Origin of the sequence: Mucilaginibacter sp. (assembly GCF_041663085.1) — a bacterium.
GTDB lineage: Bacteria > Bacteroidota > Bacteroidia > Sphingobacteriales > Sphingobacteriaceae > Mucilaginibacter.
Window position 1 is genome coordinate 1 of record NZ_JBAZRC010000136.1, and the last position, 13780, is coordinate 13780.

General features: G+C 43.9%; 14 protein-coding genes. 7 read left to right on the forward strand and 7 right to left on the reverse strand.

The window, feature by feature from the left end; all coding sequences use genetic code 11:
* Positions 1-374 precede the first annotated feature (374 nt).
* Complete coding sequence (locus WC615_RS18880) at positions 375-2492, forward strand: tetratricopeptide repeat protein (RefSeq protein ID WP_372979623.1); 2118 nt, start codon at positions 375-377, stop codon at positions 2490-2492.
* A 41-nt stretch (positions 2493-2533) separates the two neighbouring features.
* On the opposite strand, the gene WC615_RS18885 is transcribed toward WC615_RS18880, so the two are convergent.
* Positions 2534-2881: a winged helix-turn-helix transcriptional regulator gene (locus WC615_RS18885; protein WP_372979624.1), complete on the reverse strand. Its 348-nt coding sequence runs from the start codon at positions 2879-2881 to the stop codon at positions 2534-2536.
* 121 nt (positions 2882-3002) lie between these two features.
* On the opposite strand from WC615_RS18885, the gene WC615_RS18890 reads away from it, so the two are divergent.
* The 4 genes from WC615_RS18890 to WC615_RS18905 all read left to right on the forward strand — a co-directional run bounded on the left by WC615_RS18890 (position 3003) and on the right by WC615_RS18905 (position 6991).
* On the forward strand, positions 3003-3605 hold the full coding sequence (locus tag WC615_RS18890) for an FMN-dependent NADH-azoreductase (RefSeq protein WP_372979625.1): 603 nt from the start codon (positions 3003-3005) through the stop codon (positions 3603-3605).
* Positions 3606-3685: 80 nt separating this feature from the next.
* On the forward strand, positions 3686-3982 hold the full coding sequence (locus WC615_RS18895; RefSeq protein ID WP_372979626.1) for a hypothetical protein: 297 nt from the start codon (positions 3686-3688) through the stop codon (positions 3980-3982).
* 156 nt (positions 3983-4138) lie between these two features.
* Entirely contained in the window at positions 4139-6460 is a 2322-nt protein-coding gene (locus WC615_RS18900) for a DPP IV N-terminal domain-containing protein (RefSeq protein ID WP_372979627.1), read from the forward strand.
* 153 nt (positions 6461-6613) lie between these two features.
* Positions 6614-6991 (forward strand): DUF1801 domain-containing protein, encoded by a 378-nt coding sequence (locus WC615_RS18905; protein WP_372979628.1) that lies wholly within the window; start codon positions 6614-6616, stop codon positions 6989-6991.
* An 87-nt stretch (positions 6992-7078) separates the two neighbouring features.
* Here WC615_RS18905 and WC615_RS18910 read toward each other — a convergent pair whose 3' ends face one another.
* Genes WC615_RS18910 through WC615_RS18930 form a run of 5 tightly spaced genes read right to left on the reverse strand, consistent with a single transcriptional unit; the run spans position 7079 to position 11482 of the window.
* Positions 7079-7579: a hypothetical protein gene (locus WC615_RS18910; RefSeq protein ID WP_372979629.1), complete on the reverse strand. Its 501-nt coding sequence runs from the start codon at positions 7577-7579 to the stop codon at positions 7079-7081.
* A gap of 10 nt (positions 7580-7589) precedes the next feature.
* Positions 7590-8516 carry a TIGR01777 family oxidoreductase gene (locus WC615_RS18915; protein WP_372979630.1) on the reverse strand — a complete coding sequence of 309 codons (927 nt, stop codon included), beginning with the start codon at positions 8514-8516 and terminating at the stop codon, positions 7590-7592.
* A gap of 12 nt (positions 8517-8528) precedes the next feature.
* On the reverse strand, positions 8529-9344 hold the full coding sequence (locus WC615_RS18920) for a DCC1-like thiol-disulfide oxidoreductase family protein (protein WP_372979631.1): 816 nt from the start codon (positions 9342-9344) through the stop codon (positions 8529-8531).
* Between the two features lie 55 nt (positions 9345-9399).
* Positions 9400-9906 carry a GbsR/MarR family transcriptional regulator gene (locus WC615_RS18925; RefSeq protein ID WP_372979632.1) on the reverse strand — a complete coding sequence of 169 codons (507 nt, stop codon included), beginning with the start codon at positions 9904-9906 and terminating at the stop codon, positions 9400-9402.
* A 55-nt stretch (positions 9907-9961) separates the two neighbouring features.
* Positions 9962-11482: a cryptochrome/photolyase family protein gene (locus WC615_RS18930; RefSeq protein ID WP_372979633.1), complete on the reverse strand. Its 1521-nt coding sequence runs from the start codon at positions 11480-11482 to the stop codon at positions 9962-9964.
* Positions 11483-11593: 111 nt separating this feature from the next.
* On the opposite strand from WC615_RS18930, the gene WC615_RS18935 reads away from it, so the two are divergent.
* Positions 11594-12574 (forward strand): NAD-dependent epimerase/dehydratase family protein, encoded by a 981-nt coding sequence (locus WC615_RS18935; RefSeq protein WP_372979634.1) that lies wholly within the window; start codon positions 11594-11596, stop codon positions 12572-12574.
* 1 nt (position 12575) lies between these two features.
* Positions 12576-13361, forward strand: a complete 786-nt coding sequence (locus WC615_RS18940) for an SDR family NAD(P)-dependent oxidoreductase (RefSeq protein ID WP_372979635.1) — start codon at positions 12576-12578, stop codon at positions 13359-13361.
* Between the two features lie 151 nt (positions 13362-13512).
* Here the strand turns inward: WC615_RS18940 and WC615_RS18945 are convergent.
* On the reverse strand, positions 13513-13780 hold a 268-nt coding region (locus tag WC615_RS18945; RefSeq protein WP_372979636.1), incomplete at its 5' end, for a hypothetical protein.

A 13780-nucleotide genomic window follows, 5' to 3' on the forward strand; every position in this document is an offset into this window, starting at 1 on the left:
ATAATTTACTGGGTATGTATGAACTTTGCTTGTATTATTTAAAATAAACGGCAATTGTAAAGCCAATAGCAAGCGCCACTAATATCATTAGGCATTAAACTGCCTCAGGTGATGGTTGGTATGTTTATATGCTAATTGCCCAATTGGCTCGGTTATAAGTTTCCCGAAAAAAATAATGTATAAAATTAAGAGGGTGGTAACCCCATAAACACATGGCTTATTGCGCCGTATTAACCAACAATTTAAAAATATCAGCCATATTATTACGCCTATGTATGAAGTGGAATTGCTATATTTAACCGGTGGTTTATTGTGGGTGATAAGTGAGTAAAACCACCACATACATTAGTTCCTGTTTAATTTAGCCGAAAACCATGCCTTATCACACCGCTATAAAATGGTTTATGAAGCACTGCTGCTGGCTGCTGCTGCTTTTTTCTATTCCCGGTTACGCTCAAATAGCAAAAGTAAACGAGTTATTAGGCCAGCTTAAAAAACCAATTGCCGATACTACCCGCCTAAGATTGCTTGGCAAACTTACTGAAGCCTACAAAACCGTAGATCCTGAGAAAAAATTCTACTACTCTGTTATTTATAAAAAACTTGCCGAAAAATTGCATGACGATAAAGCCCTTGCCGATGCCTACCTGAGCATGGGAGTATCATATGGTATCCGCAGCAGGCTGGATAGTGCTATTTATTATTACACTTTAGCGTACGATACGGCGGTAAAAACAAACTATCTTATTGTAATGGGTAAAAGCTTGTCAAACACAGGCCTCTCATACGCCCGTTTAGATGATGATAAAGAAGCCATTAACTATTACCTGAGGGCGCTTGCCATCTTAAAAAAAGCCGATTTTACAAAAGGTGTTAACCAGTGTTACATCAATATTGGCTCTATTTATGAAGACAGCAGGGAATACAAGCTTGCCATTACCTATTATACCCAGGCGTTGAAAAGCTATACCATATTAAAAGATACCGCAGGTATTGGGTATGCCCTATTTTGTGTTGGCGATTCTTATGCTCAACTTGGCCAGGTAAAAAAGGGGATGGACTACCTGAACAGGAGCCTCGCCATCCGCATAAAGCTCGACGACCAAAATGGCATCGCCCTTGTAAAAAAAGCGCTGGGTCGGGCGTATCGCCAAACAAAACAATACGAACTGGCTATTGGCAATTTAAACGAAGCGCTAAAAATTACGCAGGGTTTAAATGACCAATACGAACAGCTTGCCATCATGTTAGACCTTTCCGATGTTTACCTTGATATACCCAATTATGATAAGGTAAAAGATTACGCCCTTCAGGGCATCAAAATAGGGAAAGCTATCGATTCAAAATCAGGTGTGGCCGATTGCTACCTGCGCCTGGTTACCGTTTATAAAAAGAAGCACGATATACCCAAGGCTTTTGCCGCACAATCTGAAATGTTGGCCATACAGGATAGCTTACAGGGCGAAAAATCGCTAAAGGATGTTACGCTTATGGAGATAAACAGGATGCGGGCAGAAAACGCGACGCTGGCAAAAGACAACCACCTCATCACCACCAAAAACACCAGCATACTTACCAAGTTAAATCATTATTCAAATACCATTGTTTTTACATCGATAGTTTTAGTGTTGGCCATTTTTTTACTGGTAGTACTATATCGCCGCAATGCTGAAAAACAGGCGTCGAATAAACAACTTGTAATACAGCAGCAGGAAATTGCCAACATCAATAAAGAACTGGCCTTGGTTAACGAAGAGCTTAATACCCAAATGGAGCTGGTAAGCGCACAGAATATTGAACTGGAAAGGCTTAATGATATCAAAACAAAATTCTTTTCTATTATCTCGCACGATTTGCGGGGGCCGCTTGGTACCCTTCAAACACTGCTTGCTGTGTACCATGATGGCATTATCGGCAAAAAAGAATTTAACTCGCTTTTAATGAAACTGGAAGATACCATTATATCTACCGGTACTTTTTTGGATAACCTGCTGGAGTGGTCTAAAAGCCAGTTGGAAGGCATTATAATTAAACCTGTAAATTTCAATATAAGCGAATGCATTTTGGAAAATGCCCGGCTTTACGAAACCAAAATTGGTTTAAAAAGCCTTAAAGTAATTAACCTTGCAACAGAGCCTGTACAGGTTTATGCGGATAGGAATATGATAAACCTGGTGATCAGGAATCTGCTATCAAACAGTATAAAGTTTTGTAACCCCGGTGATGAGATAAAGCTGAATGCCGAAGTAAACGGTGATAAAGTAATTGTAAGCATTGCAGATACCGGGCCAGGCATAAGCGCGGCAAATGCAGATAAACTTTTTAATCTTGAACATACTTTAAGCATGGGTACCCATGGCGAAAAGGGAAACAACCTCGGTTTAATACTATGCCGTGATATGGTAACCCAAAATAACGGTAAAATTTGGTTTGATACCAAACAGGATGAAGGCACCGTATTTTGGGTGGAGCTACCCGGCGCAACAAAATAAAAAAGGCTATTTGACCTTGCGTGGAACTTGGATTTGTTATCCTACCTCTCTCTTCTAATTTTATCGCGATGCATTTCTCCCCATTCAGCCAGGGCCAGAAACAAATCTCCCAGTGTATCGGCATAATCAGTTAGCTGGTACTCTACCACAACGGGTGTTTGGGCATGCACTGTTCTTTTCACAAAACCATTCATTTCAAGCTCCTTTAACTCGTTAGACAGTACGCGGGCTGAAATACCGACACTAACCCGCTGGATCTCGTTAAATCGCTTGTGGCCTTCTCTTAAAGATGCTATCACACGCAATTTCCACTTCCCGCCAATTACATAAAGCGCATCGTCTATAGCGTTTAATTTACTGGTGCATTCCGCCGTTGATCTCTCGGCCATTTTTTTATAACTATTTGATTTTCATAAAACTATACAAAAGGTTACCGCTAACCTTTTGTATAGTGCTAATAATTTGTAACCAAATGTAGATAGTTTTGGCAGAATAAAAAATCAAAACACGATGAAAAAAATACTTCATATCATTTCCAGCCCAAGGGGTGCGGCATCTTTCAGTATTAAGTTAGGGAATGCCATTATCGAAAAGTTAAAGGCCGAATACCCGGGCAGCACGGTGAAAGAAACCGACCTGGCCAATCAGCACTTCCCACACCTGGAAGAAGCGCAAATTACTTCGTTCTTTACCCCTGCAGAAAACCGCACGCCCGAAAATATAATAGCCGTAAAACACTCTGACAATGCCATTAAGGATATTGTGGATGCTGATATTATTGTGATAGGCGCACCTATGTATAACTATACTATCCCTTCGGCATTAAAGGCATGGCTTGATCATATTATAAGGGCTGGGGTTACTTTTAAATATGACGAGAACGGCTTGCAAGGCTTAATTAAAGGAAAAAAGGTGTACATAGCAGAAACCAGCGGGGCCGTATATACCGAAGGCCCTATGCAGTCGTTTGATTTTATCGCCCCTTATTTAAAAGCTGTACTGAGCCACATTGGCCTTACAGATGTTACCATATTCCGGATAGAAGGGACATCAATACCGGGCGTGCAGGATACCGCAGTAGAAAAAGGCCTAAATAGTATAATATTGAATTAATTAAAAAAAATGCGTTTTATGGGGTAACAAAATATCGCCATAGCTGATATAGATACAGAAACCCTTAAAAAATCAAGATCATGAAAAAGTATTTATCAGCAGCAATTTTAACAATTATCAGCGCAGCAGCTTTGGCCCAGGCCCCGCAACAAAAAGGCGGCATCAATACCGTTAACAACAGCATGCCCTCACGTATCTCAATGAACGTTACAGTTGCCCGGCAAACACCCAACACCAGTTTCGGCGAAAAGGTAAACGCCGGGTTAAGCACAGCAGGTTCGGCAATAGCAACCGGCGCAGCCGCGGTAACAACCCCAGCACCCGGTCAATCAGCATATCGCGAACGCAGAACATATACTGCGGGGCGTAAATATTAAGCTAATCCGGCTTCATACTTAAAGCCATCTGCATACATGCGGGTGGCTTTTTAATTGCGCTGGTTAACCGCTCTGTAACAATCATTATACTATGCAAGCATCGTATTAAATAAGAATTTGCTTTACTTTGGTTTGTTTTAACTAACTGACCTTAATATGAACAAATACTTACTAACTGCAACAGCTTTTATGTTGGCATTTGGCGCAAATGCCCAGCAGCATGCCCCTGTAACCGCTAAGGATTACGAGCATGCCGAAAGCTTTTTAAGTTTTAATACCGAGCCCTTTATTGACCGTGCCGGCATCAGGCCAAATTGGTTACCGGGCGATAAGCTTTGGTACCGTGTTAATACCGCGCAGGGCAGCGAATTTATATTGGTTGATCCCGCCAGGAAAACACGCTCTGCCGCCTTCGACGCTCAAAAACTGGCAGATGCCCTTGCTGCTGCAGGCGGTAAAAAATATGAAGCTAATAAGCTGCCATTCCAAAGCATAAACTACACTGCCGACGGCAAAACGGTTTTGTTTACTGCCGACGATAAAAAATGGGCATATAACCCATTAACCAATCAGTTAACAGCCGATACAGCCAAAGCACAAACCGAAAAGCAGGAAAGATCTGGTCGCGCCGCGCGGGGTGGCAATGAGTCGCTATCTCCTGATGGTAAACGCGCCGTTTTTATTAAGGATTATAACCTTTGGGTGCGCGATGTGGCTACCGGCAAACAAACCCAGCTGACTACCGATGGTATAAAAGATTTTGGCTATGCTACTGATAATGCCGGGTGGGCAAGCAGCGACAGGCCCATCGTGTCATGGTCGCCTGATTCAAAAAAAGTCGCTACTTTTCAGCAGGACCAACGCAACGCCAGCGACATGTATTTAGTTACAACCAATGTAGGCAAGCCAACGCTTAAAGCATGGAAATATCCCTTGCCGGGCGATAAAGAGATCATCACCATTCAACGCGTAGTTGTTGATGTAGATAATGCAAAAGTTATCCGCCTTAATGTAGCGCCTGATCCGCACCGGTCAACGCTGAGCGACAATATATCAAGCAATGGTACACTTAACGATATAGAGTGGAATAGCAATGGCAGCGAACTTGCCTTTGTATCTACCTCCCGCGATCATAAGAATGAGAAGGTCCGCATTGCTGATGCCGCTACCGGAACCGTACGCGAAGTATTCGAAGAAACCGTTAAAACACAATATGAATCGGGCTGGAGCGCTATTAACTGGCGTTACCTGCCTGCATCAAAAGAGATCATCTGGTTTTCGGAACGCGATAACTGGGGTCACCTTTACCTTTATGATGCCAAAACAGGCAAACTAAAAAACCAAATAACCAAAGGCGATTTTGTAGTTACCAAACTACTAAAGGTTGACGAAAAAACCCGTACACTGTACTTTACTGCAGGTGGCCGCGAACCAGGCAACCCATACTTTTCGCATTTTTACAAAATTGGGTTTAACGGCAAAGGCTTAACCTTGCTTACGCCAGAGGATGGCAACCACACTGTTAGCTTCTCGCCAACAGAAAATTACTTTGTTGACAGCTACTCGCAGCCAAATGTTGCGCCCGTTACTGTGCTGCGCGATCTGAATGGTAAACTGATATCAACCTTAGAAAAAACTGATATCTCAAGGCTGGTAGCCACCGGCTGGAAAGCGCCAATCCCTGTTAAGGTAAAAGCGGCTGATAAAACCACCGATATTTACGGGCTGGTGTTTACACCAACAAAAATGGAGACCAGCAAAAAATACCCGGTTATTGATTATATCTACCCCGGCCCACAAGGCGGCAGCGTGGGCAGCTGGTCGTTCTCGGCATCAAGGGGCGACCACCAGGCACTGGCCGAGCTTGGCTTTATTGTAGTATTGATAGAAGGCACCAGCAACCCGCTGCGATCAAAAAGCTTCCATGACATGAGCTACGGTAACATGGGCGAGAACACCCTGCCAGATCAAATCACCGCTATCAAACAACTATCGGCACAATACCCTATTGATACAACCAGGGTGGGCATCTGGGGCCATTCAGGCGGTGGTTTTGCAACAGCCACAGCAATGTTTCGTTACCCTGATTTCTTTAAGGTTGGCATCTCAGAATCGGGCAACCACGAGAACCGCAATTATGAGGACGACTGGGGCGAACGCTATAACGGTTTGGTTGAAAACTCCAACTACGATGCGCAGGCCAACCAAAATATAGCCAAAAACCTGAAGGGTAAACTAATGCTTGCCCACGGGATGATGGATAACAACGTGCCGCCATATAATACCTTGCTGGTAGCCGAAGCACTTGAAAAAGCAAATAAAAGCTTCGACCTGGTGATATTCCCTAACAGCCCGCACGGTTACGGCCAATATTCATACTACATGATGCGCCGCCGCTGGGATTATTTTGTGAAAAACTTATTGGGTGCCGAACCACCTTATGATTATGTAATAAAACCCAAAACAACCCAACGTTAAAAAACCGCGACAAGTTTATATTCCTGAGAAAGCCTGCGACAATTGTTGCGGGCTTTTTTGTTCCTTTTGTGCCAGGTCAAGCGTCTACGCTGAAGGCACGTTTCGTGAGCGTGGACGCTTGAACGAGCGAATTATTATCAATACTTTTAAACCATGCTTAGCCCGATAGACAATTACTTTTTGCAGCAGCCAGAGCCAACCCAAAGCTGCATGCGATTTATGCGCGGGCATATTTTAAAACTCGACGATAATATAACCGAAGCCTGGAAATACGGCATGCCTTTCTTCTGTTATAAAGGCAAAATGATGTGTTACCTATGGGTACATAAAAAGCTGTTGCTGCCTTACCTTGGGATTGTTGAAGGTAAACTCATCAACCATCCCGACCTTATCATTGAGAAAAGAGCTAAGATGAAGATCCTGCTTATTGATCCTGAAAAAGATATCCCGATGGAGTTGATAGACGGTATTCTAAAAGAGGTGCTTCGACATTATATTAACCGCTATCGCGAGCTTTCAGCTCGTGATTAGCACAAGGTCAGCTTTCAGCTGACGTAAGCAGAATGCTTACTCCATGTAATATCACGAGTTACGCTACGCTAAACTCGCGACAGCATATTAATGGTTTTTTAAGGTACTTTCAAGTAATTCTAATTGATAAGTATATCGGCAGGCGATATACAAAGGGATAACCCCTATCACTCCAAAAGAGCAATCTACCAGTTGCCAAAACAAGGGGATGTGCCTTATTGGCCCGGCTATAAAAGCCAGCGGGAATATCAGCACGCAGGCTATCATACCAAACTGCAGCACCCATATATTCCGAACCGGGTCGCGCAGTGGCCCAATAAATGCAATGGCGATAATGATGTGGGCAAATGCCAGCCAATCGGTACCGTAACTTAAATACGGGTATTCGGCATTGGTGGTTTTTACAGCCGTGTAAATTGTAGTTAGCCAGTGCTGCATTTTTGGCGAAAAGATCTCTATATTATTCATTGCAATAGCCAGTTCGCTTTCTATAGGGAATGCGGTAATGCCGCTTAATACCAGGCCGGCCATCAGGAAAATAAGCCAGCGTTTTATCTTCTTTTTTAATTGTGTTGGGGAGGATTTCATGGTGTTGATTTTAGGCTCTGATGCTTATAATATCTTTAATAGCATGCTCTACTTTGGCAAACTGGAACTCGAAGCCGGCATCCAGCAGGCACTTTGGTAGCACCCAGCGGCTTTTCAAAATCAGTTCCGTTTCAGTACCTATCAAGGCGGCGCCCATTTCCAGCAGCCAGGCCGGTGCAGGCAAACCAAACAGAACACCACAGGCATGGCGAAGCTCTTTCATCAGGTCGGTATTTTTAATAGGATTAGGTGCGGTGCAGTTTAATACACCGTTTATTTCAGGGTGTTGCAGCAGCCATTCGGTGCATTTTACAACATCCTGCTCGTGCACCCATGATACATATTGCTGCCCGTCGCCCTGGTGGCCGCCCATACCTGCTTTAACCAGGTTTATTAACCTTGGCAGGGCGCCTTCATTATGGCCAAGCACGATGCTGATGCGTAAAGCAACTTTGCGGGTATGCGGAGTTTCTGTTTCAAAAAAGGCCTGCTCCCATTGTTTGCAAACATCAATAGAAAAACCATAGCCAATTTCGCCTGTCTCCTCATCCTGCGGGCGGTCTTCGGCGTGGCGATATATGGTGGCAGATGCAGCGTTGACCCAAAGCTTAGGCGGGTTAACCAGCCCATCTACAACCTTCCCCAACAACCTTGTTGGCTCAACCCTTGATCGGATAATCTCTTCACGATTTTCTTTTGTGTAACGGCAGTTTACATTTTTGCCGCAAAGGTTTACCAATAGGTCGGCACCTTCCAGCTCTTTTGCCCAGTCGCCTAATGTATGGCCATCCCATACCAGGGTTTTGATGTTGTCTTTTGCAGGGGCAGCTTTCCTGCTCAGGATGATAACCTCTTCGGCTGTGTCTTTATAATGACCGGCAAGGGCTTTACCCAATTGCCCGTTGCCTCCTGCCAATATGATCTTATGATATTTCATGACGCTTTAAGATTAAATGAATAAAATTACAGCCAAAATAGCTGCACGGTAAATAGCCCAGGTGATAGTCATCACCCAGCCCAGGTTTAGTATTTTGCTTCTGCGGATGTGTTCTAAAAACATCAGCCCGGCAACCAGCATAAAGTATCCGGCGTAAATAACAGGGTGTTGCCCCAATACATTTGCCAGCAATACAACCGGCAACAGCAGCAGGCTCCCAGCAAAAGAGATGGTCATCATGTTACCCAGGTAATCCCATTTCTTATCCGCAGCAACCAGGCTAACTATGATGCCCTGGAAAAATATTTGTCCGCCACAGATCAGGCACTCGCGGTACAGGCTGCCTACGGGCATTACCCCTGCAAGCAATACTGCATAATGAGTGAGTATATATGAAGTAATTACCCAGGTAAATATTAAATAAGTTACCCTGTATCTCAATTTAAAAGTTGGCTGCAAATCAAAACCATCGCCCGCGGTGGGGATAATAACCCTCCGGTTGTAAGATATAAAAGCATAAATCTTGCTCATCAGCCAAACAAATGGTGTAAAGGCAAACAGTGGTTTAAATACAGGCATGGCATTACCCAATATTTTAAACAGGCTTTTTATGCCGTAGGTAACTTCGCCGGTTTTGTTGTCTATTAAAGCAATCTCGTTTACGGCACGCTGCCTGTTTACCATAGGGCAGGTTTGAGGTTGCAGTTGCTGGTAAGGCGCACGGCCGTTATTATCCAGCAAACCTGTTTGCACAAATGCTTTGGTGTACAGGTTGCACATGGGGCATTCGGCGTCGTAAAGTATGGTATGATTATTTAAGGCTTTCATTATAGTATTATTTGAATTTTCAGTAAATATTGAAATATATAAAGCAAAAAAAATGCTACTTGAACATTTTAAAAATAGAACCCCAAAACCAGCTTTCTTCTGCCTTCAGCATGGTCTCTAATGTCCTGTCTACATTTTTAGCCATCTTGTTAATATCGGTAACCGATTTGTTAAAGGTTGCATATTCAGGGTCTTTGCTATCGCCTTTTACTTTTACCAGCTCATCTAATATTTTCATAACCGGTTCAAGTTCGCGTTTGCGGCGCTCCTTGGCCACCTGGCGGGCAATGTTCCAGGTATTTTTATCGGCAAAAAAGTATTCCTTACGCTCGCCGGCTTTGTGTTGTTTTTCCACCAGACCCCAGCTCATCAGGTCGCGCAGGGTCATGTTGGCATTACCGCGCGATATGCTCAGGCTCTCCATAATATCCTCTGTGGTCAAAGCATCCGGCGTTACCAGCAACAGGGCATGTACTTGCGCCATGGTGCGGTTAATGCCCCATTCAGAACCTAGCTTGCCCCATGCCTCAATAAACTTTTGCTTTGCTTCTGGTAATTCCATATGCAAATATAAATAACTTTTTAAACTTTCAAAATATATTGAAAGTTTGTTTTTTTTATTTGATATACCCACCTTGTTTATCCAGCTCTTTTAAAAAGCTTTCGGCAGTATTAAGGTGCTTTTGTTGTTTTTCTTTCGGCATTTTATCAAAGGTTTTAATGAGCATGCCCAGCCTTGGGTTTTGCAGAAAAAAGTTGCGGTGCACATGCATAAACCTCCAAAACAGGCCATCCCAGATATCCTGCCATTCGCCTTTTGGCCAATCGCCCATTTTCATTAGGTAGTTACTGCCGCTGATGTATGGTTTGGTCATCATCAGGCCGCCATCGGCAAACTGTGTCATGCCGTAAGTATTGGGCACCATCACCCAATCATAAGCATCAATGTACATTTCCATAAACCATTGGTAAACCTGATGTGGGTCAAATTCGCAAAGCAGCATAAAGTTGCCCATTACCATCAACCGTTCTATATGGTGGCTGTACCCCGTTCGCAACACCCGCTTAATTACCGTATCTACAGGTGCGATCCCGGTTTCACCTTTCCAGAACGATGCGGGGATCTTCCTGCTAAAGCCCCAGTAGTTTTTGGTACGCTGTTTTACCCCTTCGCGCTCGTATACAATATGGATAAACTCGCGCCAGCCCATTATTTGCCTGATGAACCCTTCTAATGAGTTAAGCGGAATGTTATTTTCGGCGGCAAAATCAAGCGCTTTATTAATTACCTGCTGCGGGTTGAGCAGCCCAATGTTTAAAGCCGGAGTAAGTACAGAATGATATAAAAAACTTTCATGCGCCACCATGGCATCCTCGTAAATGCCGAAGTTTTGAAAGCTCTGTTTCAGAAACCTATCCAGCCACTGTTCGGCATTGGTATAAGTAACCGGGTAAAAACCGCCTAAATTACCAAAGGGCGATGCCGAACTGCCATAATTATCGGGGTAGTGCTCATCTACCCATTGTTGCGCTTCGGTTACATATTTGTTTTCATCGGGCACTTCCAACAGCGGCACAGCTGCGTTTTTAGGGAATTTTAAGCGGTTCTCGCTGTCGTACGTCCACTTACCGCCGAGGGGTTTGCCGTCGGCTTCCAGCAAGATATTTCTTTTTTTACGTTCAGCTATGTAAAAATCGGTTTGAAAATAGGTTTTACGGCCATCAAAAAACTCTGCCACATCATCAGCGCTGTTCAGGTAATTCGGCGTACGGTATTTTGCTAACGCGATGTTATGCTTAGCACATTGGGTATCCAATCGTTTCTCCAGCCAGTCGTCGGCTACATCGCAATAATGGATTTGCTCTACACCCTGCTTGGCCAAAAACGGCACCAGTTTGCGAACATCGCAAAGGTCATCCGTAGCTTCAATGTATTCAACTTCGATGCCTTTTGCCGTTAAATGATCGGCATAAAACTTCATGGACGCACGGTGCAACACCAGTTTCTTTTTATGGAAGGTGTATTGGTTAAAGTAAAGGCTTTCTTCTACCAGGTAAACCAGCCGCTCTTTTTTTACAGCCGGGTGCTTTTCAAATAACTGGTGCGGAAAAATAAGCGCGATACTTTTTGGGTGCATGTACATTTAACATACGTTGATAGGCTATTGTTCGATAAATGAGGATAAGCGCGATGTTTAAATTTCTTTCCATAATTCGTGTTATTAACCCATCTTTACCGTACATCTATTATGAATATTTTAGTTACCGGCGCAACTGGCTTTATTGGGCGGCAGCTTTGCCTTGTGCTTGCGCAGCAAGGGCATCATGTAAAAGCGCTTTGCCGTAATATTAATCACCCGTACCTGGCAGATCATCCAAATATCGAACCTGTAAAAGGCGATATACTTGATCCATACAGCCTGCTTACAGCTGTGCAGGGATGCCAGCAGGTTTACCATACAGCCGCAATGGCTAAAATGTGGTGCCGTAACCCAAACGATTTTATGGAAACCAACGTAACCGGCACCCGCAACGTGCTGGAAACCGCAAAACAGGCAGGTGTAAAACGTATAGTTTATACATCAACCTGTGGGGTTTGGGGGCCAACGCTTAAACACCCCATGACGGAAGACGACCCGCGTGTAGTGGGTTTCCAAATAGCTTACGAGCGCACTAAATACTTCGCCGAGCTTGAGGTGAACAAGTTTGTACAGCAGGGCATGGATGTGGTTACTGTTAACCCATCGCGCGTGTTTGGCGAAGGGCCAATAACCGACAGCAATACCGTAAGTAAAATGATAAGCGGCTACCTGAAAGGTAAATGGCGTATCATCCCCGGTGATGGCGGGCAGGTCTCTAATTATGCCTATCTTACTGACGTGGTTGACGGGCACATTGCCGCTATGGAAAAAGGCACCTGTGGTAACCGCTATATTTTAGGTGGCGAGGATAAAAGCTTTAACGAGTTTTTTAAAACGCTGGAAAACATATCGGGCGTGCATTACAAAATGGTAAGGCTGCCGCAAAAGGTTATTAAATTTTACAGCCGTATTGAGGCTGTAAAAACTAAACTGACCGGCCTCGCCCCAGTTTTTTTACCGGAGTTTGCCGATCGCCTTTTGCTTAACCAAAAATACAGCAGCCAAAAAGCTACAGAACAGCTTGGCTACAAAATAACGCCCTTTACCCACGCTATGCGCAAAACGATAGATTTTTTAAAAGCACACTGATATGCCGCAATTAACCGCCATAGTTACCGGTGCCAGCGAAGGTTTGGGAAAAGCTTTTGCCGTTGAGCTTGCCCAACGGGGACATAACCTGGTGCTGGTATCGTTGCCAAACACCGGGCTTGCCAACTTAGCCAGTTATCTGCAAAAAACTTTCGACATCAAGGTGGATATACTGGAACTTGACTTAATCGCCCCTCACAGTCCGGAACATATCTTTACTTATTTATCAAAACAGAAACTTACCGCGCATATCCTTGTAAACAACGCCGGCCTGGGTAACTGGGATTGGTTTACCGATAAGGAAACAGCCTTCTACAAAAAACAGATAGACCTGAACATCACCACACCTGTTTTGCTAACGCGATTATTTCTGGGTCAGGTTGATACAGCTACCACTTCATACATACTAAACGTAGGTAGTTTGGGCGGTTTGTTTGTAGTGCCTAAAAAGCAGGTTTACGGCGCTTCGAAATCATTTATGCGGTATTTTACCCGTTGCATGCAGCTGGAGCTTACCGGCACTAATGTGAAAATGAGTTTGCTTAGTCCGGGTGGTATAAACACCCGGCCCGAAATTATCCTGATGAACCAAAAGCTTAAAGGCATTGCCAAAGCCACCATTTTTGAAGCTGATGAGGTAGCGCGCATCGCCGTTGATGGTATGTTCAAAGGCAAAAAAGAGATCATCCCCGGCGCGGCTAATAAGCTGCTGGTTTTTTTGAACGGCATTTTACCGGGCTTTATAAAGGATGCTATTATTAAAGGGAAGTTGAAGGATCATGCGTAAATACTTCACCAACTTGTCAAATAAGCCTTGTCATTTCGAAACGATAGTGAGAAATCTTGTTCAATGCGCAATGGCGAACTTTGCATTTCGAACAAGATTTCTCCTCGTACCTCGTTCGAAATGACATGTTGGAGAATTCAAAACTAAACGCTTACTTCCCGCCAAACCTTGGTAGTATATCAACAGCCATACCCGGCATTTTAACTTTATAGCGGTAACCACCTCCAAAGCTGTCTTCCTCCTTTAAAAATTCATGGCCTTTTTTGCTGATCCAAAATGTTTGGGTATAATGGTTGCCTTTGTTCTCGGCTTCGTTAACCAGTTTCCAGCAATCCACTTTTTGGTTATCCAGTGTGCCTATCACTTCACTGCCGGTAACTTTGTAAATGATGTACTCGAGATCGGAAGAGCACACGTCT

Excerpts from the sequence above, each read along its gene's own strand:
- WC615_RS18880 (WP_372979623.1), top strand. The coding sequence starts at position 375 with ATGCCTTATCACACCGCTATAAAATGGTTTATGAAGCACTGCTGCTGG.
- WC615_RS18885 (WP_372979624.1), bottom strand. The coding sequence starts at position 2,881 with ATGGCCGAGAGATCAACGGCGGAATGCACCAGTAAATTAAACGCTATA.
- WC615_RS18890 (WP_372979625.1), top strand. The coding sequence starts at position 3,003 with ATGAAAAAAATACTTCATATCATTTCCAGCCCAAGGGGTGCGGCATCT.
- WC615_RS18895 (WP_372979626.1), top strand. The coding sequence starts at position 3,686 with ATGAAAAAGTATTTATCAGCAGCAATTTTAACAATTATCAGCGCAGCA.
- WC615_RS18900 (WP_372979627.1), top strand. The coding sequence starts at position 4,139 with ATGAACAAATACTTACTAACTGCAACAGCTTTTATGTTGGCATTTGGC.
- WC615_RS18905 (WP_372979628.1), top strand. The coding sequence starts at position 6,614 with ATGCTTAGCCCGATAGACAATTACTTTTTGCAGCAGCCAGAGCCAACC.
- WC615_RS18910 (WP_372979629.1), bottom strand. The coding sequence starts at position 7,579 with ATGAAATCCTCCCCAACACAATTAAAAAAGAAGATAAAACGCTGGCTT.
- WC615_RS18915 (WP_372979630.1), bottom strand. The coding sequence starts at position 8,516 with ATGAAATATCATAAGATCATATTGGCAGGAGGCAACGGGCAATTGGGT.
- WC615_RS18920 (WP_372979631.1), bottom strand. The coding sequence starts at position 9,344 with ATGAAAGCCTTAAATAATCATACCATACTTTACGACGCCGAATGCCCC.
- WC615_RS18925 (WP_372979632.1), bottom strand. The coding sequence starts at position 9,906 with ATGGAATTACCAGAAGCAAAGCAAAAGTTTATTGAGGCATGGGGCAAG.
- WC615_RS18930 (WP_372979633.1), bottom strand. The coding sequence starts at position 11,482 with ATGCACCCAAAAAGTATCGCGCTTATTTTTCCGCACCAGTTATTTGAA.
- WC615_RS18935 (WP_372979634.1), top strand. The coding sequence starts at position 11,594 with ATGAATATTTTAGTTACCGGCGCAACTGGCTTTATTGGGCGGCAGCTT.
- WC615_RS18940 (WP_372979635.1), top strand. The coding sequence starts at position 12,576 with ATGCCGCAATTAACCGCCATAGTTACCGGTGCCAGCGAAGGTTTGGGA.